Source organism: Kitasatospora sp. NPDC034533 (assembly GCF_055575155.1).
The window spans coordinates 136,177-159,666 of record NZ_JBVITE010000004.1 but is presented as its reverse complement, the minus strand read 5'-3'; the positions used below and the strand labels follow the sequence as shown (position 1 = coordinate 159,666).

General features: G+C 73.8%; 19 protein-coding genes and 2 pseudogenes. 16 read left to right on the top strand and 5 right to left on the bottom strand.

Annotated features, from left to right (window positions below):
* Positions 1-13: 13 nt before the first annotated feature.
* Positions 14-340, bottom strand: a complete 327-nt coding sequence (locus tag ACZ55U_RS04960) for a hypothetical protein (protein ID WP_465522495.1) — start codon at positions 338-340, stop codon at positions 14-16.
* 201 nt (positions 341-541) lie between these two features.
* Between ACZ55U_RS04960 and ACZ55U_RS04955 the strand changes: the two genes are divergently transcribed.
* From ACZ55U_RS04955 to ACZ55U_RS04910, 10 genes and pseudogenes are all read left to right on the top strand, one after another.
* Entirely contained in the window at positions 542-1,519 is a 978-nt protein-coding gene (locus ACZ55U_RS04955) for an STM4015 family protein (protein WP_465522493.1), read from the top strand.
* A 68-nt stretch (positions 1,520-1,587) separates the two neighbouring features.
* Positions 1,588-2,529, top strand: coding sequence for an STM4015 family protein (locus ACZ55U_RS04950; protein WP_465522491.1), 942 nt, complete (start codon positions 1,588-1,590; stop codon positions 2,527-2,529).
* A 15-nt stretch (positions 2,530-2,544) separates the two neighbouring features.
* Positions 2,545-3,669 carry an STM4014 family protein gene (locus ACZ55U_RS04945; protein ID WP_465522489.1) on the top strand — a complete coding sequence of 375 codons (1,125 nt, stop codon included), beginning with the start codon at positions 2,545-2,547 and terminating at the stop codon, positions 3,667-3,669.
* Positions 3,670-3,698: 29 nt separating this feature from the next.
* Positions 3,699-4,541: an STM4013/SEN3800 family hydrolase gene (locus tag ACZ55U_RS04940; RefSeq protein WP_465522623.1), complete on the top strand. Its 843-nt coding sequence runs from the start codon at positions 3,699-3,701 to the stop codon at positions 4,539-4,541.
* Entirely contained in the window at positions 4,538-5,872 is a 1,335-nt protein-coding gene (locus ACZ55U_RS04935) for an STM4012 family radical SAM protein (RefSeq protein WP_465522487.1), read from the top strand. Before ACZ55U_RS04940 ends, ACZ55U_RS04935 begins: the two co-directional genes overlap by 4 nt.
* An 11-nt stretch (positions 5,873-5,883) precedes the next feature.
* Positions 5,884-6,819: an STM4011 family radical SAM protein gene (locus ACZ55U_RS04930; protein ID WP_465522485.1), complete on the top strand. Its 936-nt coding sequence runs from the start codon at positions 5,884-5,886 to the stop codon at positions 6,817-6,819.
* Between the two features lie 285 nt (positions 6,820-7,104).
* Positions 7,105-8,262 carry a methyltransferase gene (locus tag ACZ55U_RS04925; RefSeq protein ID WP_465522483.1) on the top strand — a complete coding sequence of 386 codons (1,158 nt, stop codon included), beginning with the start codon at positions 7,105-7,107 and terminating at the stop codon, positions 8,260-8,262.
* A 214-nt stretch (positions 8,263-8,476) separates the two neighbouring features.
* On the top strand, positions 8,477-8,863 hold the full coding sequence (locus ACZ55U_RS04920) for a VOC family protein (RefSeq protein ID WP_465522481.1): 387 nt from the start codon (positions 8,477-8,479) through the stop codon (positions 8,861-8,863).
* A gap of 418 nt (positions 8,864-9,281) precedes the next feature.
* Positions 9,282-9,404: pseudogene (locus ACZ55U_RS04915) on the top strand (glycoside hydrolase family 5 protein); the annotation flags it as partial.
* Between the two features lie 8 nt (positions 9,405-9,412).
* A pseudogene (locus ACZ55U_RS04910) lies at positions 9,413-9,846 on the top strand (ATP-binding protein); the annotation flags it as partial.
* Positions 9,847-9,943: 97 nt separating this feature from the next.
* On the opposite strand, the gene ACZ55U_RS04905 reads toward ACZ55U_RS04910, so the two are convergent.
* Positions 9,944-11,410: a glycoside hydrolase family 10 protein gene (locus ACZ55U_RS04905; protein WP_465522479.1), complete on the bottom strand. Its 1,467-nt coding sequence runs from the start codon at positions 11,408-11,410 to the stop codon at positions 9,944-9,946.
* A gap of 176 nt (positions 11,411-11,586) precedes the next feature.
* Entirely contained in the window at positions 11,587-12,594 is a 1,008-nt protein-coding gene (locus ACZ55U_RS04900) for a LacI family DNA-binding transcriptional regulator (RefSeq protein WP_380460881.1), read from the bottom strand.
* A 181-nt stretch (positions 12,595-12,775) separates the two neighbouring features.
* On the opposite strand from ACZ55U_RS04900, the gene ACZ55U_RS04895 reads away from it, so the two are divergent.
* The 5 genes from ACZ55U_RS04895 to ACZ55U_RS04875 all read left to right on the top strand — a co-directional run bounded on the left by ACZ55U_RS04895 (position 12,776) and on the right by ACZ55U_RS04875 (position 19,200).
* Positions 12,776-14,068: an ABC transporter substrate-binding protein gene (locus ACZ55U_RS04895; RefSeq protein ID WP_465522477.1), complete on the top strand. Its 1,293-nt coding sequence runs from the start codon at positions 12,776-12,778 to the stop codon at positions 14,066-14,068.
* Positions 14,065-15,003, top strand: coding sequence for a carbohydrate ABC transporter permease (locus tag ACZ55U_RS04890; RefSeq protein WP_465522475.1), 939 nt, complete (start codon positions 14,065-14,067; stop codon positions 15,001-15,003). Before ACZ55U_RS04895 ends, ACZ55U_RS04890 begins: the two co-directional genes overlap by 4 nt.
* Positions 15,003-15,821, top strand: coding sequence for a carbohydrate ABC transporter permease (locus ACZ55U_RS04885; protein WP_465522473.1), 819 nt, complete (start codon positions 15,003-15,005; stop codon positions 15,819-15,821). The genes ACZ55U_RS04890 and ACZ55U_RS04885 overlap by 1 nt, the downstream gene beginning before the upstream one ends.
* An 86-nt stretch (positions 15,822-15,907) precedes the next feature.
* Entirely contained in the window at positions 15,908-18,199 is a 2,292-nt protein-coding gene (locus tag ACZ55U_RS04880; protein ID WP_465522621.1) for a beta-xylosidase/alpha-l-arabinosidase, read from the top strand.
* Between the two features lie 14 nt (positions 18,200-18,213).
* The gene (locus ACZ55U_RS04875) at positions 18,214-19,200 is read left to right on the top strand and encodes a glycoside hydrolase family 6 protein (protein WP_465522471.1); all 987 of its coding nucleotides are present in this window, start codon (positions 18,214-18,216) and stop codon (positions 19,198-19,200) included.
* 193 nt (positions 19,201-19,393) lie between these two features.
* Here ACZ55U_RS04875 and ACZ55U_RS04870 read toward each other — a convergent pair whose 3' ends face one another.
* The gene (locus tag ACZ55U_RS04870) at positions 19,394-20,647 is read right to left on the bottom strand and encodes an ROK family transcriptional regulator (protein WP_465522469.1); all 1,254 of its coding nucleotides are present in this window, start codon (positions 20,645-20,647) and stop codon (positions 19,394-19,396) included.
* A gap of 13 nt (positions 20,648-20,660) precedes the next feature.
* On the bottom strand, positions 20,661-22,091 hold the full coding sequence (gene xylB / locus ACZ55U_RS04865; protein WP_465522467.1) for a xylulokinase: 1,431 nt from the start codon (positions 22,089-22,091) through the stop codon (positions 20,661-20,663).
* Between the two features lie 98 nt (positions 22,092-22,189).
* Here xylB and xylA point away from each other — a divergent pair, with 98 nt between their 5' ends.
* Entirely contained in the window at positions 22,190-23,362 is a 1,173-nt protein-coding gene (gene xylA, locus ACZ55U_RS04860; RefSeq protein WP_465522465.1) for a xylose isomerase, read from the top strand.
* The last annotated feature ends 128 nt before the right edge of the window (positions 23,363-23,490 follow it).

Sequence of the window (23,490 nt, the reverse complement as noted above, 5' to 3'; positions counted from 1 at the left end):
CGCGGAGCGGTGATCAGTCGGCGACCACCCGCACCGCTCCCGGTACGTACTCGCGCTGACGGACCACCCGGTACCAGCCCTTGGGCAGCGGTATCGCCGCGTGCTCCTCGTGCACCACCCGGCCGCCCTCGGGCAGGCGCAGCCAGCCGGCGCCGAACGGCCCGGCCTCACGGCGCAGCTCGCCGGGACCGACGACGGCGTGCGCGTGTCCGGTGACCTCGCCGAGGGCCAGCACCATCCGGCCCCGCGCGTCCCGGGGCTGCACGGCCAGCTCCGCCGCCCTCGGCGGCACCGCGCTCTCCTCGACCGGCACGATCAGCACATCGCCCTGGCGGTACATCAGTCCTCCCTCGCCGTACGGCCGGACCCCGGCGGACGCCGGAACCCACGGCTCCGCCGCGCCTGCCGCGGTCACTCTCCGGAGCCAGGACCCGAACATAGAGCAAGGGTCTGACAACGCGCCCGGGTGGCGCCCCGGCCACCGGATTGTCAGTCCCGGCTGGTAGACAGTTGTTCGGCCCAGACCCCAGAGGAGCAGCGCATGACTGTCAACGACCACATCGAGCGGTTCCACGGTCTTCCCGTCTTCGACTTCGTGGAGGCCTTCGAGGAGGCCGAGGAGAAGGGCGGATCCGACACCGCCCGGCTGCCGGAGGCGGACGCGGTCGCCTGGCGGATCAGGCTCGAGTACGAGTCCGAGGCGACGTTCGTCGAGCGCTGGGAGCAGTTCCTCGGCGCCGTCGACGCGGCGCGGGTCAGCGCCCTGGTGATCGGCCAGTGGTCGCCGGAGGAGCCCGACAGCTTCCGGGAGCCGATGGAGGCGATCATCGCCGCCGCCGGCCGGCTGCCCGCCCTGCGCGCGCTGTTCGTCGGCGACATCACCTACGAGGAGTGCGAGATCTCCTGGATCCAGCAGTGCGACGTCACGCCGCTGCTGACGGCCTTCCCGCAGCTGGCCGAGCTGGTGGTGCGAGGTGCCTCGGAGGACTGGGACGGCAAGGGCGGCCTGGCCCTGCAGCCGTTGCGGCACGAGGCGCTCAGGGCGCTGCGCTTCGAGGCCGGCGGCCTGCCGGGCGCGGTCGTGCGGTCGGTGGCGGGCTGTGACTTCCCGGCCCTGGAGCGCCTGGAGCTCTGGCTGGGCGTGGCCGGTTACGGCGGTGACGCGACGATGGACGACCTCGCGCCGTTCCTGGACGGCACCCGCTTCCCCGCGCTGCGCCACCTCGGGCTCCAGAACAGCGAGTTCCAGGACGACATCGCGGCGGCCGTCGCGCACGCCCCCGTGGTCGCCCGGCTGGAGTCGCTCAACCTCTCCATGGGCGTGCTGACCGACCAGGGCGCCACCGCGCTGCTGGAGGGCCAGCCGCTCACCCACCTGCGCGCCCTCGACCTGCACCACCACTTCCTCACCGAGGAGGTGCAGAAGCGCCTGCGCCAGGCGCTGCCCGGGGTGGAGGTCGACCTCTCCGAGCCCGGCAAGCCCGACGACCAGTGGCGCTACGTCGCCGTGGCCGAGTAGCCGTCAACGTCCCGCCGTCGGATCGACCGACTGACCGCCCCCTGCCCGACTGACCACCAGGATCCGACATGTCCATCTCCCGGCACATCGAACGCTTCCACGACCTGCCGATCCACGAGTTCGTCCCCGACGACACCCGACAGCGGCCGGCCGCCGGCGCGGTCGCCTGGCGGCTCGCCCTCGCGTACCGGTCCGAGCAGGACTTCGCGCAGCTCTGGCAGTCCTTCCTCCGCGAGGTCGACCCGGCCGGTGTGCGCGCCCTGGTGATCGGTCCCTGGTGGGACTGGAAGGAGGGCTACGGCCCGGTCGGCCCGGTGATCGAGGCGCTCACGGCCGCGGCCGGGCGTCTTCCCGCGCTGGAGGCCCTGTTCCTCGCCGAGGTGACGTACGACGAGTGCGAGGTCTCCTGGCTCGTGATGGACGACATCACCCCGCTGCTGGCCGCCTTCCCGACGCTGAGGTCGCTGACCGTGCGCGGCGGCACGGACCTCGGCCTGGATCCGGTCCGGCACGACGCGCTGACCACGCTGCGCTTCGAGTCCGGCGGCCTGCCGGCCACCGTGGTCCGCGCGGTGGCCGGCTCCGAACTGCCCGCGCTGGAGCACCTGGACCTCTGGCTCGGCGTGGACGAGTACGGCGGTGACGCGACGATCGACGATCTGGCACCCTTCCTGGACGGCTCCCGGCTCCCGAAACTGCGCCACCTCGGGCTGGCCAACAGCGAGTTCCAGGACGAGATCGCCGCCGCCCTCGGCGACGCCCCGGTGGTCGCCCGGCTGGAGTCGCTCGACCTCTCCATGGGCGTGCTGACCGACGAAGGAGCCACCTCGCTGCTGGAGGGCCAGCCGCTCACCCACCTGCGCGCCCTCGACCTGCACCACCACTACCTGAGCGAGGAGATGCAGCAGCGGCTGCGCGAGGCGCTGCCCGGGGTGGAGATCGACCTCAGCGAGGCCGAGGGCGACGACCCGGACGACGAGGAAGACCGCTACGTCTCGGTCTCCGAGTAGGCGGGCGACGAGGCGATGACCGTGCAGCTGACCGTCCTCGGCAACCCGGGGCACCGACGGGTGACACTGTTCGCCGCCGCGGCCCGGGCCGCCGGGCTGCCCGAGCCCGCCGTCCTGCCCTGGCTGGACGTGCTCGGCGGCCGGTACCGGCTGCCCGGGGGAAGTCTGCTGCGCATCGAGTCGCCCGGCGAGGAGCCCGAGGTCGACCGGCTGCTGCGCGGCCCGGCACTCGGCCCCGGCTACGCGCCGACCAGGGTCGAGGGCACGGCCGCCTGGTACGCCGGGATCATGGCCGCGCTGCGCGGGCTCGCCGCCCGGCCCGGTGTCCGGCTTCTCGGCGATCCGGAGGAGATCGCCGTGATGTTCGACAAGCGCCGGGCGCACGCGCTGCTCGCCGGAGCCGGGGTGCCGGTGCCCAGGGCGCTCGGCGGTGAGGTCACCGGCTGGGAGCACCTGCGCGAGCGCCTCGCCGCAGCGGGTCTGCGCCGGGTGTTCGTCAAGCCCGCGCACGGTTCCTCCGCCTCCGGGGTGATGGCCCTTGAGTTCGGGCCGCGCGGGCAGCTGCTGGCCACCACGTCCGTGGAGCTCGCCGACGGCCGGTTGCACAACTCGCTGCGGGTGCGCCGCTACCGCGACGAGCGGGAGGTCGCCACGATCGTCGACGGCCTGGCCCCGGACGGGCTGCACGTCGAGCAGTGGATCCCGAAGGCCTCGCAGTCCGGCCGCTCGGCGGACCTGCGGGTCGTGGTGGTCGCCGGCCGGGCCACCCACGTCGTGGTGCGCACCAGTGGCCAGCCGATGACCAACCTGCACCTCGGCGGCGCACGCGGCAGCGTCGAGCGGGCCCGGGAGGCCGCCGGACCGGCCTGGCCCGCCCTGCTGGAGACGGCCGAGCGCGCGGCGGCCTGCTTCCCCGGCTCGCCGATGGTCGGCGTCGACGTCCTGCCCACCGCCGGCTGGCGGCGCGCCCTGGTCGGCGAGGTGAACGCCTTCGGCGACCTGCTCCCCAACCTCACCGGCCTGCCCGGCGGCCCCGCCGAGGGCCTCGACACCTACGGCGCCCAGATCGCCGCGCTCACCGCTCCCTTCCCGTCGTCGTTCCCGGCGACGGACCACCAGATCACGGAACCCGCTCGATGAACCACCAGACCACCGCCCCGGCCCCCGACATGAACGCGGTCGTCGGCACCCACGACCTGCTCCTGGTCACCCTCGACACGCTCCGCTTCGACGTCGCCGAGGAGCTGGCCGCCGCCGGCCGGATCCCGAACCTCGCCGCCGTCCTCCCGGGCGGCCGCTGGGAGCGCCGGCACGCGCCGGGCAGCTTCACCTACGCCTCCCACCAGGCGATCCTGGCAGGCTTCCTGCCGACCCCCGCCTCCCCCGACGGCCCGCACCCGCGCCTGTTCGCGGCCCGCTTCGCCGGCTCCGAGAGCACCGCCCCGCGCACCTGGGTGTTCGACGCCCCCGACCTGCCGACGGCCCTGGCCGCGACCGGGTACCGCACCGTGTGCATCGGCGGCGTCGGGTTCTTCAACAAGCAGGGTCCGCTGGGCTCGGTGCTGCCCGGTCTCTTCCAGGAGAGCCACTGGGCGCCCGAGCTGGGGGTGGCATCGCCGACGTCCTTCGAGGAGCAGGTCGCCCTGGCCGAGCGGGTGGCCGCCGAACAGCCCGCCGAACAGCCGCTGTTCCTCTTCCTGAACGTCTCGGCACTGCACCAGCCGAACTGGTTCCACCTGCCCGGCGCCACCCGCGAGCACGGGGACTCCCGGGCCAGCCACGCCGCCGCGCTGGAGTACGTGGACGCGCACATCGGCCGGCTGTTCGCCGCCATGAGCGCCCGCCGCCCCTGCTTCGCGATCGTCTGCTCCGACCACGGCACCGCGTACGGCGAGGACGGCTACACCGGGCACCGGATCGGCCACGAGGTCGTCTGGACCGTCCCCTACACGCACTTCACCCTCCCCGCCCGTGCGGCGGAGGCCACCGCGACCACCGAGGAGCGCGCATGACCACCGCACCCCCGCGCCCCGACTCCCCGTACCAGTCGTACGTCTACGCCTACCCCCACAAGACGGCCTACCGCCCGCTGCCCGCACGCCCGCTGCTGCGCGAGCTGTGGGAGGGCGAGGCCCAGCACGCGCTCTCCCTCTACCTGCACATCCCGTTCTGCGAGGTGCGCTGCGGCTTCTGCAACCTGTTCACCCGGATCGGCAGCCCCGAGGGCCTGACCACGGCCTACCTGGACGCCCTGGAGCGCCAGGCCGCGGCGGTGCGGGCGGCGCTGGACGAGGGCGCCCGGTTCGCGCTGGCGGCGTTCGGCGGGGGCACTCCCACCTATCTGACGGCCGGTGAGCTGGAGCGGCTGTGTGACATCGCCGAGCGACGGATGGGTGCCGACCTGCGGGCGATACCGCTCTCGGTGGAGGCCTCGCCCGCCACCGCGACGGCCGACCGGCTGGAGGTGCTGGTCACTCGGGGCACCACCCGGCTGAGCCTGGGCGTGCAGTCCTTCGACGACGACGAGGCGCGCTCCGCCGTCCGCCCGCAGAAGCGGGCCGAGGTGGAGGCCGCCCTCGGCCGGATCCGCGCGGCCGGGTTCCCGGTGCTCAACATCGACCTCATCTACGGCATCGACGGCCAGACCGAGGCGAGCTGGCTCCGCTCGCTGGAGACCACCCTCGCCTGGCAGCCCGAGGAGCTGTACCTCTACCCGTTGTACGTCCGCCCGCTGACCGGCCTGGCCCGGCGCGGCGAGCAGGAGAGCAGCGCCGCCTGGGACGCACGCCGGCTCGCGCTCTACCGGGCCGGCCGCGACCACCTGCTCGCCCACGGCTACCAGCAGGTGTCGATGCGGATGTTCCGCCGCGCCGCCTCCCCGCAGGCCGGGGCGAGCGAGTACGCCTGCCAGACCGACGGCATGGTCGGCCTGGGCTGCGGTGCCAGGTCCTACACCTCGCGGTTGCACTACTCGTTCGACTACGCGGTGAACGCCACCAAGGTGCGCGGCATCATCGACGACTACGTCGCCACCGCGGACTTCGACCATGCCGAGGTGGGCCACTGGATGGGCGGCGCGGAACCGCGCCGGCGCCATCTGGTGCAGTCCCTGCTCCAGGCCGACGGCCTGTCGCTGGCGGAGTACCGGGCCAGGTTCGGCAGTTCACCGGCCGAGGACTTCCCGGCCGAGCTGGCCGAGTTCGCCGAACGCGGCTGGCTCGCCGAGGGCGACGCGCGGTCCCTGCGGCTCAGCCCCGAGGGGCTGGCGCACTCGGACGCCGTCGGGCCGATGCTGTTCTCACCCGAGGTCCGGGCGCTGATGGCGGAGTACGAGACGAAATGACCTTCCTCGGCATGCCCTCTCCGTCCCCCGTGCCCGGCCTCGCGCTCTCACCCGCGCCCTCGACGTCACCCGAGGGGGGCGCGCGGGACCTCACCCTGCTCTACCGCGGTCCGCTCGCCTCCTGCGACTACGACTGTCCGTACTGCCCGTTCGCCAAGCGGCGTGACAGCCCCGATCAACTACGGGCCGACCGCGCCGCGTTGGCGCGCTTCACCGGCTGGGCCGCCGAGCGCGCGGGCACCGGCGACACCCTGTCGCTGCTGTTCACCCCCTGGGGGGAGGGGCTGGTGCGCTCCTGGTACCGCCGCGCGCTGGTCGATCTCAGCCACCTGCCGCACGTCCGTCGCGTGGCGATCCAGACCAACCTCAGCTGCCGCACCGGCTGGCTCGCCGAGGCGGACCTCGACACCCTCGCCCTCTGGGTGACGTTCCACCCCGGCCAGGTCACCCGCGACCGCTTCCTCGCCAAGTGCCGCGAGCTGGACGCACTCGGCGTGCGCTACAGCGTCGGGGTGGTCGGCAGGCCCGAGCACCTCACCGAGGCCCGCCGGCTGCGAGCCGAGCTCAGCGAGGGCGTCTACCTCTGGGTCAATGCCGCCGAGGGCCTCCGCTACACCGACGCCGAAGCCGACCAGTGGACCGCCGTCGACCCCCACTTCGGCTACAGCCGGCATGCCCACCCCAGCGCCGGGCTGCCGTGCCGCACCGGCGAGTCCGTACTGTCGGTGGACGGCGACGGCACCGTACGCCGCTGCCACTTCGTCCGGGACGTCCTCGGCAACCTCTACGACGGCAGCTACCGCTCCCGACTCCGGTCGCGCACCTGCCCGTTGCCGGTCTGCGACTGCCACATCGGCTACGTCCACCTGGAGACCCTGCCGCTCTACGAGCTGTTCGGCGCGGGAGTGCTGGAGCGCGTGCCGCACGGCTGGCCAGGAGGGCGGTGATAAATCGGTTGCCAACCGGCCACGCAGTGTGAAAGCGTACGAACAACCGCGCAGGACCAGCAGGTTAGGAAAGGAGGCCCGCAGATGATCAGTGGCATACGACTCGCCGTCGTGCCGGGCCTCGTACTCGGTGACACCCCGGCTCGCGCTTCGACGCGTGAGCCGCACCCGGCCTGACGCCCGCGCCCGCCGTCCCGGCGGCGCCACCACCCGACGCGCCCGCTGGTCACCTCCTCGTCGAAGTGCTCTTCGTGCCCCCTGCACGCTCGACCACGAGGAGCCCCGGTGTCCGACACGCATCGGCCCAGCATTGCCACCCTGCCCACCAGCTCCGCCCTGCGCGCACCCTGGCACAGCGAGAACGGCACGCCTCCACCGCGCCGCCTGATCGCCGCCGACGACACCCTTCGCGCCGAGGCCGCCTACCGGCTGGCCTGTGAGGGCACCGCCCTGCTCTGGCAGGGCGACTACCCCGGCGCGCTCCGACTCCTGCACGCCATGCGCCGCCGCGCCGAGCGGCGCCGACCCCGACGTACGCCCGCCTCCCCGGCCGAGGCATTCCGACAGCACCGACAGGAGCGCGCCCGCCTGGCGCGTGTCCTCGGCCTGCTGCTGGTACCGCTCGACGCGGGTCACCGCGTCCCGCTCCACCGGGCGCCCGATGTCCGCGAGGCCTGCTCGGCGGCCTACGGACCGCTCCTTGACAACAGAATCGTGTCCCTGCGCGAACTCCTCGGTGTGATCGGCGCGCACCAGTGGCGCATCAGGGGCGTCGAGGTCCCGGCCCTCGGCGCCCGCATCCACCCGCACTACGGGGTCTTCCCGCCCGTCCGCGGCGAGTACGTCGACCTCGTCGCCCGGGCGCCGCTGCCGTCGGCCGCCCGTACCCACCCGACCGCCTACGACCTCGGCACCGGCACCGGGGTGCTCGCCGCGCTGCTCGCCCGGCGCGGCCTGCGCGAGGTCCTGGTCACCGACGCCAACCCACGTGCCCTCGCCTGCGCCCGCGACAACGCCCGCCGCCTCGGTCTCGCCGGCCGCATCGAGACCGCAGGCACCGGCCTCTACCCGCCCGGCCCCGGCCGGGCCGCGCTGGTCGTCTGCAATCCCCCGTGGCTGCCGGGACGGCCGAGCTCCACCCTCGACGAGGGCGTCTACGACCGGGACAGCCGGATGCTGCACGGCTTCCTCGACGGCTTGGCCGACCGTCTGCTGCCTGGCGGCGAGGGCTGGCTCGTCCTCTCCGACCTCGCCGAACGCCTCGGCCTGCGGTCCCGCGCCGACCTGCTCGGCGCCGTCTCCGGAGCCGGGCTGCGCGTCACCGGCCGGCTCGACACGGTCCCCCGCCACCCCCGGGCCACCGCGCCCGAGCGGGCCGAGCCCCTCCTCCGCGCCGCCCGTGCCGCCGAGGTTACCTCGCTCTGGAGGTTGGCACCCTCATGACTCCGGGCAACCCGCCGCACACGGCCCGCAGCGTCCGCCGGGTGACGCTCGATCCGATCCACACCCATCGTGAGGGCCGATCAGCACTGCGCAGCCGCCGTCGGTCCGCGTGCGACCGCACCGTGCGGCAGCCCGCCTTCGCGCCCCGCCGGTCCGGCCCACGGCCTCCCTGGGCGGCCCAGCGCCGACGTACCTAGCCTGGTGGTAGGAGGCGATGGACATGCTTGGAGACGCACCCCTGGTAGCCATCATCCCGGCTGCCGATCTGGCCCGCGCGAAGGCGTTCTACACCGACACCCTCGGCCTCAAGCTCATCGGGGAGAGCCCGCAGGAGCTCACCTTCCAGTGCGGCGGCACCGAGTTCGGCATCTACGAGACACCCAGCGGCGGCCAGGCCGCCCACACGCTGGCCAGCTTCAAGGTCACCGACCTCGACGCCGAGATGACAGCTCTACGCAACCGTGGCATCACGTTCGAGGACTACGACTTCCCCGGCCTGAGGACGGTCAACGGCGTTGCCGAGGCCGAGGGCATGCGCGCTGCTTGGTTCAAGGACAGTGAAGGAAACATCCTCTGTGTGAACGAACGCACCACCACCTGACGCCGGCCCGTCCCCGCCGACGTCGCGGCGACCGCTCCGGTCCCGTCGGCGCGGGCCTTCGGGCCAGTGCTGTCCGCGCTGACGTCCCCGGCCTCGATGCGGCGACCGTGCTCGGCGTACGAGCCCGGCACTACCGCCGCACGGCAGTGCGGGCATCGCCGAACGTGTGACCGGCAGGCCCGAGCCGAACGTGCCGGAGGAGGTCTCCTCGGCTGGCCCGTCGCACGGGCGTACGGCGGCGACCGGGGAATCGCCGCCGCCGCATCCGCTCACCTGCCGGGCCCGGCCGATCGGCCGGGCCCGGCAGGTGAGCGGATGCGGCCGCTACGGACGAAGAGGTCGCGCCGGGAAACGACTCCGTCTACGTCCGGGTGTCGAGCACTGGGTCGATGAAACCTTCGGAGGGCGAGGCCGCTGGTTCAACTCCTGTGCCAGCGAGACCTGCTGGACCTCCACCCTGGCTCCGGTCGCCGCACGCCTCCCACTCGTGTCGGGCGAGATCGGTGAGAACAGCTGCGGGCACGCGTTCGTCGACCGCGTCAGACCGGCCGACGCGGCGATCACCGTGCCGCTGCCGGCGCGCGGCGCCGTGCTCGGTGTCGTGGCTGGCACGGCGGGCCCGACGTCTCGCAGGTCCCGCACGCCCGGCGGTTCGCCGCCGAGCGGTTGGCCGCCTGGGGCCTGGAGGAGCCGGCCTTCGTCACCGAACTGGTGGTCGGCGAGCTGGTCACCAACGCCGTCGAGTACGGCGGGCCACCGATCAGGCTGCGGCTGATCCGCGACACCACGCTGATCTGCGACACCACGCTGACCTGCGAGGTCTCCGACGCCAGCGAGACCACGCCCCACCCGCGCCGGGCCCGCGCCTCCGACGAGGGCGGCCGGGGCCTGATGCTGGTCGCCCAGCTCACCCAGGGCTGGGGCGCCCGGCACACACCGGCGGCAACACGAGCTGGTGTGTGCAGACCATCGACCCGCGGTAGCGCGGCCCGCGGCAGGCCGCCGGTGGTACCCACCGAGACCCTGTCCGGGCGGATCGCCGGACAGGGCCTGGCGGCTGGCGACTGGCGGCTGGCGGCGTCAGGCGGTCGTGCAGGGGGTGCCGTCGAGGCTGAAGCCCGTGGCCAGCGCGACGTCACCGGTGTGGGTGGCCTGGAAGCCGAAGGAGGCCGACGCCCCGGGGACGATCGTCCTGTTGTACTCGACGTTCCCGGCGGTGACCCGGCCGGCCGACTGATCGATCACGGCGCTCCAGGCGGAGGTGACGGTCTGGCCGGCCGGCAGGTCGAAGGCCAGCTTCCAGCCGTTGACGGCGGTGGAGCCGGTGTTGGTGACGGTGAGGTTCTCGACCAGACCGGTGTCCCAGCTGCTGACCGATCCGGTCACCGTGCAGGAGACGGCGGGGGCCGGGGTGGACGGCGTGGAGGTGGGCGTGGGGCCCGGGGTGGACGGGGTCGGCGTGGGCGTGGCAGCCCCGCTGCCGAGGGCGGCGGCCGAGGCGGCGTAGGCGGGCTTCGCCTGGTAGTTGTCGTCGTACAGGGTGGCAGCGCCGTAGCCGGGGAAGGTCCCGGGGATCCACGAGTCGCGGTCGCCGACGCCCCACTGGGTGACGCCCACGCAGCCGCGCACGGCCAGGCAGGTGCTGATCACCGAGGCGTAGTCGCGCCCCTGCTGCACCAGGGCGGCGCTGGTCGCGGGGAGCTGCGTGCGGTCGTCCAGCTCGGTGATGGCGACCTCGACGCCGAGGGCGGTGAACCGCTCCAGATTGGCCTTCAGGGACGAGGGGACCTGGCCGACGATGAAGTGCGCCTGGAAGCCGACGCCGTCGATCGGGACGCCCTGGCTCTTGAGCGACTTCACCAGGTTGTACATGGCGTCGCTCTTGGCGTTCAGGCCCTCGATGTTGTAGTCGTTCAGGTACAGCTTGACGTTCGGGTCGGCGGCGCGGGCCGTGCGCAGCGCGTCGGCGACGAAGCCCGTGCCCATCGCGTTGTAGAAGGCGTCGGCGCGGAAGCTGCCGTTCTCCTCGAACATCTCGTTCACCACGTCCCAGGCGTAGAGCTTGCCCTTGTAGTGGCCCACCTCGTTGGTGATGTGGTCGCGCATCGCGGCCTGCACCTGGTTGCCGGGAAGGGCGTTCACCCAGGACGGCAGCTGGTTGTGCCAGACCAGGGTGTGGCCGCGCAGCCGCATCGAGTGGGACTGCGCGAAGGAGACGAGCCGGTCGGCGGGGCCGTAGTTGAAGCTGCCCCGCGAGGGCTCGATGGTGTCCCACTTCATCTCGTTGGCGGGGGTGAGCATGCCGAACTCGCTGCCCGCGACGGCGGTGAGGGCGGAGTTGTTCAGGTCGCCCTGGGTGATGGCGGTACCGAAGTAGATCCCCTGCGCCTCGGCGAGCGAGCGCAGGGTGGCCCCCGCCGCGCCGGCCTGGCCGGCCGGCAGCAGGGTCGCGGTGGACGCCAGGGCGGCCGCGGCGGTGACGGCGAGGGCGCCGGCGACGCGGCGGGAACGCCTCGGACGGGGGATGCGGAACGAACGCAATGACACCGGCGTGGTCCTTTTCTCTGTCGGGGTGGCGAAGAGCTGGACGTGCGGTGGGGCAGGTGGGCATGGGGCAGCGCGCCGGCGCACGGCACAGCGAGCTGCGGACCGGCCAAGAGGACTCGAAAGTTTCGGACATCTCGCCGATCCTTCGGGGACCCTAGGGCCCGTCCGACGCGCCGTCAACCGTTCGCGGGCGGGGCGGTGCTGCTGCGCTCGACCAGGCTGGTGGCCAGGTCCACCCGCAGCGTGCCGGGCCGCACCCCGCGGGCGAGGTCGATCACCAGCCGGGCCGCGGTCTCGGCCATCTCGGTCAGCGGCTGGCGCACGGTGGTCAGCGGCGGGCCCACCCAGCGGGCCAGCGGCAGGTCGTCGAAGCCGACCACGCTGAGCTCCTCCGGGACGCGCAGCCCCAGTTCACGGGCGGCCTCGTACAGTCCGAGCGCCTGCAGGTCGTTCCCGGCGAACACGGCGGTCGGCCGGTCCGGGAGGGTCAGCAGCTCCAGGCCGACCCGCCGTCCGGACTCGTGGTGGAAGTCGCCCTCGCGGACCAGGGCCGGGTCGTACGGGATGCCCGCCATGTCGAGCGCCGCCCGGTAGCCGTCGGCCCGGGCGCGGCTGCACATCATCCGGGCCGGGCCGCCGATCAGGCCGATCCGGCGGTGGCCGAGGTCGAGCAGGTGCCGGGTGGCGGCGAGGCCGCCGTCCCAGTTGGTGGTGCCGACGGCGGGCACGTCCTGGCCCGGGTCGCCGGCCGGGTCCATCACCACGAACGGGATGCCACGGCCGGCCAGTTGGTCCCGCTGGGCGCGGTTCAGGTCGGACAGCACCAGCACCACGCCGGTCGGCCGGCGGGCGAGCACCCCGTCGACCCAGGACTGGCCGGGGCTGAGCCGGCCGGCGGACTCGGAGAGCACGATGCTCAGCCCCTCCTCGCGCACTGCGTTCTCCACCCCGCGGATCACCTCCACCGCCCAGGCGCTCTCCAGCTCGTGAAAGACCAGCTCCAGCAGCGGGCTCGCCGGGCGGCCGCCACCGCGCCGCCGGTAGCCATGCCGGTGCAGCAGCTCCTCCACCCGCTCCCGGGTGGCCGGGGCGACATCGGCCCGGCCGTTCAGGACTTTCGAAACCGTCGGCGCGGAGACCCCGGCCTCCTGCGCGATCTCGGCGAGCGTCGCCGCTCTGGTCACGGGTTCCTCCTGCACTGCCCTGGCCGGGCGGACTCCGTCATGGGTGACCGTACGGCAGGGATGCTAGCCCGCCGCGGGGTTGGTCCGGTCCTGGTCGCAGCCCTTGACGGGCGGTCAGGACGGCTCTAGGTTTCCCACAACATTCGGTAACTCGCTCGAAACATTCGATAGAAGGCAGTGTATGCGATCGAGAATCGCCGCGATCACCGCGGCCACCGCACTCGTCCTGGGGATGACAGCTGCGTGCGGGTCCAGCGGCACCTCCGCCGACTCCGGCTCCGGGACGATCCACGTCCTGGTCTACGGCGACGCCGCCAACAAGGTCGAGAAGCAGATCGTCGAGACCTTCAACCGGACCTCCCAGGTCAAGGCGGTGCTCGACACCGTACCCGGCGCGGACTACCAGCAGAAGCTGCAGACCGTCATCAACACCCCGCGGGCCCCCGACGTGTTCTTCAACTGGGGCGGCGGCTCCATCCAGCCCTTCGTCAAGGCGGACCTGCTGCTCCCGCTGGACGACTTCATCGCCAAGGACCCGGGGCTGAAGGACAACTTCCTGCCCTCGGTGTTCAACTCCGCGGTGGTGGACGGCAAGCCGTACGGCGTGCCGATGCGCGGCACCCAGCCGGTACTGCTGTTCCACAACAAGAAGGTGCTCGCCGACGCCGGGCTCACCCCGCCGAAGACCTGGGACGAACTGCTCGACGCCACCAGGGCGTTGAAGGCCAAGGGGATCACCCCGATCGCCCTGGGCGGCGGCGACCGGTGGCCCGCCCTGATGTGGTTCGAGTACCTCTACGATCGGGTGGCCGGCCCCGGCCTGTTCCAGCGCGCGCTGAGCGGCGACCGGACGGCCTGGGAGAGCGAGGACAGCCGCAAGGCGCTGGCCGCCCTCAAGCAGCTGGTCGACGCCGGGGCCTTCGGCAACAACGCCGACTCCGTGAAGTTCACCGACGGCGGCTCCCCCGCCCTGGTCGCCAAGGGCAAGGCCGCCTTCGAGCTGATGGGCTCCTGGTACTACTCCACCCAGCAGGACGCCAACCCCGAGTTCGCCGCCTCCGGCCTCGGCTACTCGCCCTTCCCGGCCGTCACCGGCGGCAAGGGCGACCCGGCGGACGTCGTCGGCAACACCAACAACTTCTACTCCGTGCTGAAGAAGACCAAGCACCCGGAGGCCGTCGCGGCCTTCCTCAAGCTGATGTACTCCGAGGAGTTCGTGAAGGCGCAGCTCGCCATCGGCAACCTGCCGACCACCACCGGCACCGCCGACTTCCTCCACCTCTCGGCCAGCCCCGGCTACTCCAAGGACCAGTACGAGCTGGTCAAGGCCGCGCCCTCGTTCCAGCTCTCCTGGGACCAGGCCTACCCGCCGAGCGCCATGACGCCGATCTACACCGCCGTCCAGCAGTTCTTCGACGGCAGGATCGACGCCGACGGCTTCATCAAGGCCATGCAGGCCTTGCCGGCCTCATGACGCGCGGCACGCACTCCACGACGCGCTCCACCCGGTCCACGACGCGCGGCACGCGCTCCGGTGCGGGGGCGACCCGCCCGGGCTTCGTCTGGGCGGTGCCCGCGGGCGTGTTCTTCCTGCTGTTCGCGATCGTGCCGCTGCTGCTGGTCGTCGTGCTCTCCTTCACCAGCTGGGACGGCATCGGCCAGCCGCGCTTCAACGGCCTGGACAACTGGGCCGGCCTCCTCGACGACCCGGTGATGCTCCAGTCCGTCTGGACCACCCTGCTGCTCACCGCGCTCGGCGTGGTGACGCAGACGCCGGTCAGCATCCTGCTCGGCGTCTGGGCCGCCGGGCAGCAGCGCAACCGGGCCGTGCTCTCGGCGATCTACTTCGTGCCGCTGCTGCTCTCGGCGACCGCCGTCTCGGTGGTCTGGCGGGCCGTGCTCGACCCCAACTTCGGCGTGCCGGCCGAACTCCCCTGGCTGTTCGGCGACGGCAACCTGCTCGGCAGCCGCACTGGCGCGATCGGGGTGCTGACCTTCGTCGGCATGTGGCAGTTCACCCCGCTGCACGCGCTGCTCTACCAGGGCGGCGCCCGGGCGATCCCGCAGGTGCTCTACCAGGCGGCGGCCGTCGACGGGGCCGGCCGGGTGCGGCAGTTCTTCCACATCACCCTGCCGCAGCTGCGCAACACGATCATCACCTCGGTGATCCTGATGGTGGTCGGAGGCCTGACCACCTTCGACACGGTGCTGATCCTCACCCAGGGCGGCCCCGGCACCGACACCACCGTCACCGCTTACCACATGTACCAGAAGGCCTTCAAGAGCTTCGACTTCGGCGCGGGCTCGGCCATCGCCCTGGTCCTCGTCGTGGTCGCCACCCTGATCTCGCTCGCGGTGGTCCGGCTCTCCGGCTACGACCGGATGCGCGGTACGGCGGAGGGCATCTGATGCGCCGTCGCCCCAACGTCCTGGCCGGGTTCGGCTCCCTGGTGTGGCTGCTGCTGGTCGGCCTGCCGCTGTACGTGCTGCTGATCGCCACCTTCCGCACCCGCGCCGACTACTCCACCGAGGGCCCGCTGAATCCGCCGGCGCAGTGGACCCTGGACAACTACCTGGCCGACCTGTCGAACGGCTTCGGCCAGGACTTCCTCAACACCCTGGTCGTCACCGTCAGCGTGGTCGCCATCGTGCTGCTGGTCGTCCCGCCGCTCGCCTACGCCATCGTGCGCGCCCCCGGCCGGGCCACCGGCTGGGTGTTCCGGATGTTCCTGCTCGGCCTGGCGATCCCCGCCCAGGCGGTGATCGTGCCGATGTTCTACCTGATCAGCAAGAGCGGCCTGTACGACCACCTGATCGGGGTCATCCTGCCGACCGCCGCCTTCTGCCTGCCGGTCTGCACCCTGGTACTGACCGGTGCGATGCGCGACATCACGCCCGAGCTGTACGAGGCGATGACGATGGACGGCGCCTCCCCGGCCCGGGTGTTCCGGCAGCTGGTCCTGCCGCTGTCCAAGGGCGGCCTGTCCTCGATCGTGGTCTTCGCCGCGCTCCAGGCCTGGAACGGCTTCCTCTTCCCGCTGATCCTCACCCAGTCCGACACCACCAAGGTCATGACCCTCGGCCTGTACGAGTTCCAGACCGAGCACGGCGTGGACGTGCCCGGGCTGCTCAGTGCCGTGGTGCTGTCCGTGCTCCCCGTACTCGCCGTCTACCTGTTCGCCCGTCGCGCCCTGGTCCAGGGCCTGATGGGTGTGGGAGGAAAGTGAACCACCACCGCGACCCCGAGCCCGCGCCCCTCTGGCGGGACACCGCGCTCACCCCGGAGGCCAGGGCGGACGCCCTGATCGCCGCGATGACCCTGCGGGAGAAGACCGCCCAACTGGTCGGCGTCTGGGTGGGCGCCGGCGACTCGGGCGACGAAGTCGCCCCGCACCAGCACGAGATGGAGGAGCCGCCCGACCTGGACACCCTGCTGCCGTACGGGCTCGGGCAGTTGACCCGGCCGTTCGGCACCGCACCGGTCGACCCGGCGCTCGGCGCGCTCTCGGTGCTGCGCAGCCAGCAGCGGATCGTCGCCGCCAACCGCTTCGGCATCCCGGCGCTGGCCCACGAGGAGTGCCTGGCCGGCTTCGCCGCCTGGGGCGCCACCGCCTACCCCGTACCGCTGTCGTGGGGGGCCACCTTCAACCCGGAGCTCGTCCGGACGATGGCCGGCGCCATCGGGCGCGACCTGCGGTCCGTCGGGGTGCACCAGGGCCTCGCGCCGGTGCTCGACGTGGTCCGCGACGCCCGCTGGGGTCGGGTCGAGGAGACCATCGGCGAGGACCCGTACCTGGTCGGCACCGTCGCCACCGCCTACGTCCAGGGTCTGGAGGCCGCCGGGATCGTCGCCACCCTCAAGCACTTCGCCGGGTACTCGGCCTCCCGGGCCGGGCGCAACCTCGCCCCCGTCTCCATGGGCCCGCGCGAACGCGCCGACGTCATCCTGCCGCCCTTCGAGATGACCGTCCGCGAGGGCAGGCCCCGCTCGGTGATGCCCGCCTACACCGACACCGACGGCCTCCCCTCCTCCGCCGACGAGGCCCTGCTCACCGGACTGCTCCGGGACACCTGGGGCTTCACCGGCACGGTCGTCGCCGACTACTTCGGCATCGCCTTCCTGCACGCCCTGCACGGCGTGGCCGAGGACTGGACCGACGCCGCCCGGCTCGCCCTGACCAGCGGCATCGACGTCGAACTGCCGACCGTGAAGACCTTCGGGCAGCCGCTGCTCGACGCGGTCGAGGCCGGCGCCCTGCCCGAGGAGCTGGTCGACCGGGCGCTGCGCCGCGTCCTGGTGCAGAAGATCCAGCTGGGGCTGCTGGACCCGGACTGGAGCCCGGTGCCCGCCGCCCTCGCCGGCACCGACCCGGGCGACCCCGAGGAGCTGCGCGGCCTGGTCGACCTCGACCCGCCCGGCAACCGCGCGCTCGCCGCCGAGATCGCCGAGCAGGCCGTGGTGCTGCTGCGCAACGACGGCGCGCTGCCGTTGGCCGGGCCCGCCCGGATCGCGCTGATCGGCCCGAACGCCGACGAGCCCACCGCCGTGCTCGGCTGCTACTCCTTCCCCGTGCACGTCGGCACCCAGCACCCGAAGACCCCGCTCGGCATCGAACTGCCCACCGTGCGCGAGGCGTTGGCGGCCGAGTTCCCCGGCAGCGAGCTGCGCACGGTGCGCGGCGTGACGGTCGACGGCGAGGACACCGGCGGCATCGCCGAGGCGGTGCGGACCGCCCGGTGGGCCGACGTCGTGGTGCTCGTCCTCGGCGACCGGGCCGGGCTCTTCGGCCGTGGCACCAGCGGCGAGGGCTGCGACGCCGCCTCGCTCGACCTGCCCGGCCGGCAGCGGGAGCTGCTGGAGGCCCTGCTGGACGCCGGGACACCGGTGGTGCTCGCCCTGCTCGCGGGGCGGCCGTACGCACTCGGGCGCGCGGTCGCCGAGGCGGCGGCGATCGTCCAGTGCTTCTTCCCCGGCGAGGAGGGCACCCGGGCGCTCGCGGGCGTGCTCAGCGGGCGGGTCAACCCGTCCGGCCGGCTGCCGGTCTCCGTGCCCGGGCACCCCGGGGTCCAGCCGTCGACCTACCTGGCCGCGCGGCTGGCCCAGGCCGGCGAGGTCTCCAGCGCCGACCCGACCCCCGCCTTCGGTTTCGGCCACGGCCTCGGCTACAGCGAGTTCGCGTGGTCCGGGCTCGACGTGGCCGTGGCCGAGGCCGGCACCGACGGCGAGTTCCGGCTCGCCTTCGAGCTGCGCAACACCGGTGAGCGGACGGGCACCGACGTGGTGCAGTTCTACCTGCACGACCCGGTGGCCTCCGTGGTGCAGCCGGTGCAGCGGCTGGTCGGCTACCAGCGGATCCCGCTGGACGCCGGAGCCGGCTGCCGGGTGGAGCTGGCCCTCCCGGCCGACCTGGCCTCCTTCACCGGGCGCGACGGCCGGCGGACCGTCGAACCCGGGGCGCTGGAGCTGCGGATCTCCGCCTCCAGCACCGACGCGCGCTTCACCGTGCGGCTGCGCCTCACCGGTCCGATGCGCCCGCTCGACCACACCCGCCGCCTCCACCCGACCATCACCGTTCAGGAGCTCCCACCCATCCCCACCCCGTAGCGGAGGAATCCCCGATGCGCCGATCGAGCCGCCGACTGTCCCTGCTCATGGCCCCCGCGCTGACCGCCGTCCTGTTCGCGCTCCACCCCGCGTCCGCCCACGCCGCCGACCCCGCCACCGCCCCCGGCCTGCCGGCCAACGGGTTCTATGCCGACCCCGACTCCAGCGCGCAGCGGTGGGTCAACGCCAACCCCGGCGACGGCCGCGCCGCCGCGATCCAGGCGTCGATCGCCAACGTGCCGACGGGGCGCTGGTTCGGCAACTGGAGCGGCGCCATCGGGGCCGCGACCGGCTCCTACACCAGTGCGGCGGCCGCCGCCGGGAAGACTCCGATCCTGGTGGCGTACAACATCCCCAACCGCGACATCTGCGCCGGGCAGTCCGGCGGCGGGGCCGGCAGCGCCGCCGACTACCGGGCCTGGATCGCCGCCTTCGCCGGCGGCATCGGCAACCGGCCGGCGGTGGTCGTCCTCGAACCCGACTCGCTCGGCGACGAGAGCTGCATGACGTCGGCCCAGGTCGCGGAGCGCAACGGGCTGCTGACCGATGCCATCGCGCAGTTCACGTCGAAGGCTCCGAACGCCTGGGTCTACCTGGACGCCGGCAACCCGGCCTGGCTGAGTGCCGACACGATGGCCCGGCACCTGGCCGCGGCGGGGGTGGCCGGTGCCCACGGCTTCTCGCTGAACGTGTCGAACTACCTCACCACCGGGGAGAACCTCGCCTACGGCAACGCGGTCAACGCGGCCCTGCAGTCGACGAAGGGCTTCACCAAGCCGTTCGTCGTCGACACCAGCCGCAACGGCAACGGGTCCAACGGCCAGTGGTGCAACCCGGCCGGGCGCAGGATCGGCACCGCGTCGACCTGGGGCGGCGGCGCCGAGGGGCTGCTGTGGATCAAGGTGCCCGGCGAGTCCGACGGCAACTGCGGCGTCGGCGCGGGGTCGACCGCCGGACAGTTCCTGCCCGAGGTCGCGTACAAGATGATCTACGGCTACTGACCGTGGATCGCCGGCTCGGTCCTTGAGCAATGGCCCTCGGGCCGGACGGGCCCCGGAAACAGCCCCGCCGCGGTTCGCCCGTGGCGGGGCTCGCCCGCGCTCCCCTCAGCCGAGCCGCCTCACGGCAGTCATCGGACGCCTGATGGTGCGATGGACCGAGACCCGCACCCCGCACCCCGCGTCGGCCCCGGGGTCACCCCGCCGGGAGCAGGGTGGGGTCCGCCATGATGCGGCGGACCGTGGTCTGCGCCGCGCCCAGCACGGGACCGCGCCGGCCCAGGGCGGACGGCCGCAGCGCGTCCGGCGCCCAGGGCCGGACGGTGATCCGGTCGGCCAGTTCGGCCCGGACGGACGGCAGCAGCCACTCCGCCAGTTCGGCGTAGGTGCCGCCGAGGACCAGGCCGTCCGGGTCGATGAGGTCGACGGCGGACGCGAGGGCGAGACCCAGCGCCCGGCCGGCCCGGTCCAGCGCCGCCAGGGTCGGCACGTGTCCGGCTCCCGCCCGCTCGGCCAGCAGGGCGACCGGGTCGCCGCCCTCCGCCGGACCGGCCGGGCCCGGGCCGCCCTGCCCGAGACCGGCCTCGCGCAGCACGGCCGCCTGGCCCGCGTACTGCTCCAGGCAGCCGCGCCCGCCGCAGGCGCACCGGACGCCGTCCGGGTGGACGGGGACGTGCCCGAGCTCGCCGGCGAAGCCGCGGGCGCCGCGGAACAGCCGCCCGTCGATCACCAGGGCGGCACCGATCCCGGCATCGGCGGAGACGTGCACGAAGGTCTCCGCGGCCTGCTCGGCGTTCCAGTACTCGGCCAGGGCCCCGAGGTTGGCCTCGTTCTCCGGCTCGGGCACGGTGTCCGGGTCGGGCCAGTGGTCGGCGACGCCGACGGTGCGCCAGCCGAGGTTGGGCGCGCGCTCCACCCGTCCGACCGGCTCGTTCGCCACCGCCCCGGGCACGGCCAGGACCCGGCCCTCGACGCGCAGCCCGAGGCCGCGGGCCTCGGCCTCCGCCGCGGCGGCCAGTTCGGCGGTCTCCGCCAGCACCTGCCCGACCGGCCGGCCGGCGTTCGCCCGTTCCACCCGGCGCCACACCCGGGGTTCGCCGCGCAGGTCCACGACGCACGCGGCGAGGTGCGTGACCCCGATCTCCAGACCGAGGCCGGCCGGGCCCTCGTCGCTCACCGCCAGCGCGCGCCCGGGGCGGCCGACCCGTCCGTCGGAGGCGGTCTCCGCCTCGGTCAGCGCACCCCGCCCGATCAGCTCGTCGACCAGCGAGGAGACGGCCGCCCTGGTCAGGCCGACGCGGACGGCGACGTCCGCGCGGGACAGCGGACGGGCGAGCGGGTCGTGCGCGGCGACCGCGCCGAGGACCACCGAGAGGTTCCGCCGCCGCAAGTCCTGCTGCGACGCGGGCCCGTCGCCCTGGCTGTTCCTCGCTCTGCCGACCACGGTCACGCTCGCGCCCCTCCTACCGGTCCTCGGCCGGGGCGCCCTGCAAGGCCCCGGCCCGACGCAGGGTACCGCTGATCCGTTCGAGGGCGTCCGTGTCCCGGGCCACGGGCTCCAGCAGCGGGCCGTCGGCGGTGCGCCAGCGGCGGGCCACCGCGTCGGCGGGCTCGCCGGTCAGCAGCGCGGCGGCCTGGGCGGCCGCGCCGAGCGCGACCAGCTCCCGGGCGGCGGGCACCCGGACGGCCCGGCCGGAGAGCCGCAGGACGGTCCGCTGCCAGGCGCGGCCGCGGGCGCCGCCGCCGATCAGCAGCAGCGGCTCCTCGACCGACGGGTCCTCACCGCCCGCGCGCAGCACCTCGCCGAGGGCGGTGAGCAGGGCGTGGGCGGCGCCGTCGTACGCGGCCTGGAGCAGCTGCCCCGGCGTGGTGTCGTGGCGCAGCCCGTGGATCAGACCGGAGGCGCCGGGCAGGTCCGGGGTGCGCTCGCCGTCCAGGTAGGGCAGCACCACCGCGGTGCCGCCGGCCTCGACCTCCTCGCGGTCGCGGCCGAGCAGGGCGGCGAAGCGGTCGACGGCGAGGGTGCAGTTGAGCGTGCAGGCGAGCGGCAGCCAGCCGCCGAGGGCGTCGGCGAAGCCGGCGACCGTCCCGCTCGGGTCCACCGGCCGCTGCCGGCCGACGGCGTAGACCGTCCCGGAGGTGCCGAGGCTGAGCACCGGCTGCCCGGGCCGCAGGCCGAGCCCGAGGGCGGCGGCCATGTTGTCGCCGGTTCCGGCGGCCACCGGCATCCCGGCGCGCAGCGCCGTCCCCGGGCGCACCAGGCCGGCCCGCGCGCCCGGTCCGAGCACCCGCGGCAGCAGGGCCGGGTCGAGGCCGATGCGGTCGAGGACGTCCTTGTCGTAGCCGTCCGGCCCCCACCAGCCCGTCCCGGAGGCGTCGCCGCGGTCGGTCACCGCCTCCCCGGTCAGCCGCTCGGTGAGGAAGTCGTGCGGGAGGCGGACGGCGGCGACGCGGTCGGCGGCGGCGGGCTCGGTGGCGCGCAGCCAGGCCCACTTCGAGGCCGTGAAGGCGGCGGTCGGCAGACTGCCGGTGCGGCGGGCGATCTCCGCCGGGCCGATCGCGGCCCGCAGTCCGGCGGCCTGGGGGGCGGAGCGGACGTCGTTCCACAGCAGCGCGGGGCGGACCGACGCCCCGGCCGCGTCCAGGGTGACCAGGCCGTGCTGCTGGCCGGCGATCGAGACGGCGGCCGCGCGGGCGGCCCAGCCGGTCCGCACGGCGGCCTCCTCGAACGCCCGCCACCACTGCTCGGGATCGCTCTCCCGGCCGGCTCCCCCGCTGACGGTGTGCGGGGCGCGGCCCTCGCCCAGGACGGCGCCCGTGTCGATGTCGACGGCGAGGGCCTTGGTGGACTGGGTCGAGCTGTCGAAGCCGATCACGACACGCTGCTCAGCCATGCGTTCCTCCGGTGAGGGGGTTCCTTCTGACGTTCCGGCATACTAATTTGTTGAGAGCCCTGACAAACACCCCCTCGGCACGGAAACGGAGCCGCACCATGTCCAGCGACCCGCTCGCCCCCACCCCCGCGCACAAGTTCACCTTCGGCCTGTGGACCGTCGGCTGGCAGGGACGCGACCCGTTCGGCGACGCCACCCGCCCCGCCCTCGACCCGGTCGAGACCGTCCAGCGGCTGGCCGGACTCGGCGCCTTCGGCGTCACCTTCCACGACGACGACCTGATCCCCTTCGGCGCGGACGAGGCCACCCGCGAGGCGACCGTCAAGCGCTTCCGCGCCGCGCTGGACGCCGCCGGGCTGAAGGTCCCGATGGCGACCACCAACCTGTTCACCCACCCCGTCTTCAAGGACGGCGCCTTCACCGCCAACGACCGCGACGTGCGGCGCTACGCGCTGCGCAAGACGATCCGCAACATCGACCTGGCCGCGGAGCTCGGCGCCTCGGTCTACGTCGCCTGGGGCGGCCGCGAGGGCGCCGAGTCCGGCGCGGCGAAGGACGTGCGCACCGCGCTGGACCGGCTGAAGGAGGCCTTCGACCTGCTGGGCGAGTACGTCGAGCAGCAGGGCTACGACCTGCGGTTCGCGATCGAGCCCAAGCCCAACGAGCCGCGCGGCGACATCCTGCTGCCCACGGTGGGCCACGCCCTGGCGTTCATCAACGAGCTGGAGCGCCCCGAGCGGGTCGGCGTCAACCCGGAGGTGGGGCACGAGCAGATGGCCGGGCTCAACTTCCCGCACGGCATCGCCCAGGCACTGTGGCACGGCAAGCTGTTCCACATCGACCTCAACGGCCAGTCCGGCATCAAGTACGACCAGGACTTCCGCTTCGGCGCGGGGGACCTCCGGCAGGCCTTCTGGCTGGTCGACCTGCTGGAGTCGGCCGGCTACGACGGCCCCAAGCACTTCGACTTCAAGCCGCCGCGCACCGAGGACTTCGACGGCGTCTGGGCCTCGGCGGCCGGCTGCATGCGCAACTACCTGCTGCTGGCCGAGCGCTCCCGCGCGTTCCGGGCCGACCCGGAGGTGCGGGCCGCGCTCGCCGCCGCCCGGCTGCCCGAACTCGCCCTCCCCACCGCGCAGGACGGCCTGGCCGGGCTGCTGGCGGACCGCTCCGCCTTCGAGGAGTTCGACGTGGACGCCTCCGCCGGGCGCGGCATGGCCTTCGAGCAGCTGGACCAGCTGGCCCTCGAACACCTCCTCGGCGCCCGCTGACCGCAGTCCGCTCCCGGGGGGGGGGGGGGGGGGGGGGGGGGGGGGGGGGGGGAGGGGGGGAGGGGGGGAGGGGGGAGGGGGGGGGGGGGAGGGAGGTAGGTGAAGTTGCGGATGGGCGAAGGGGTGGA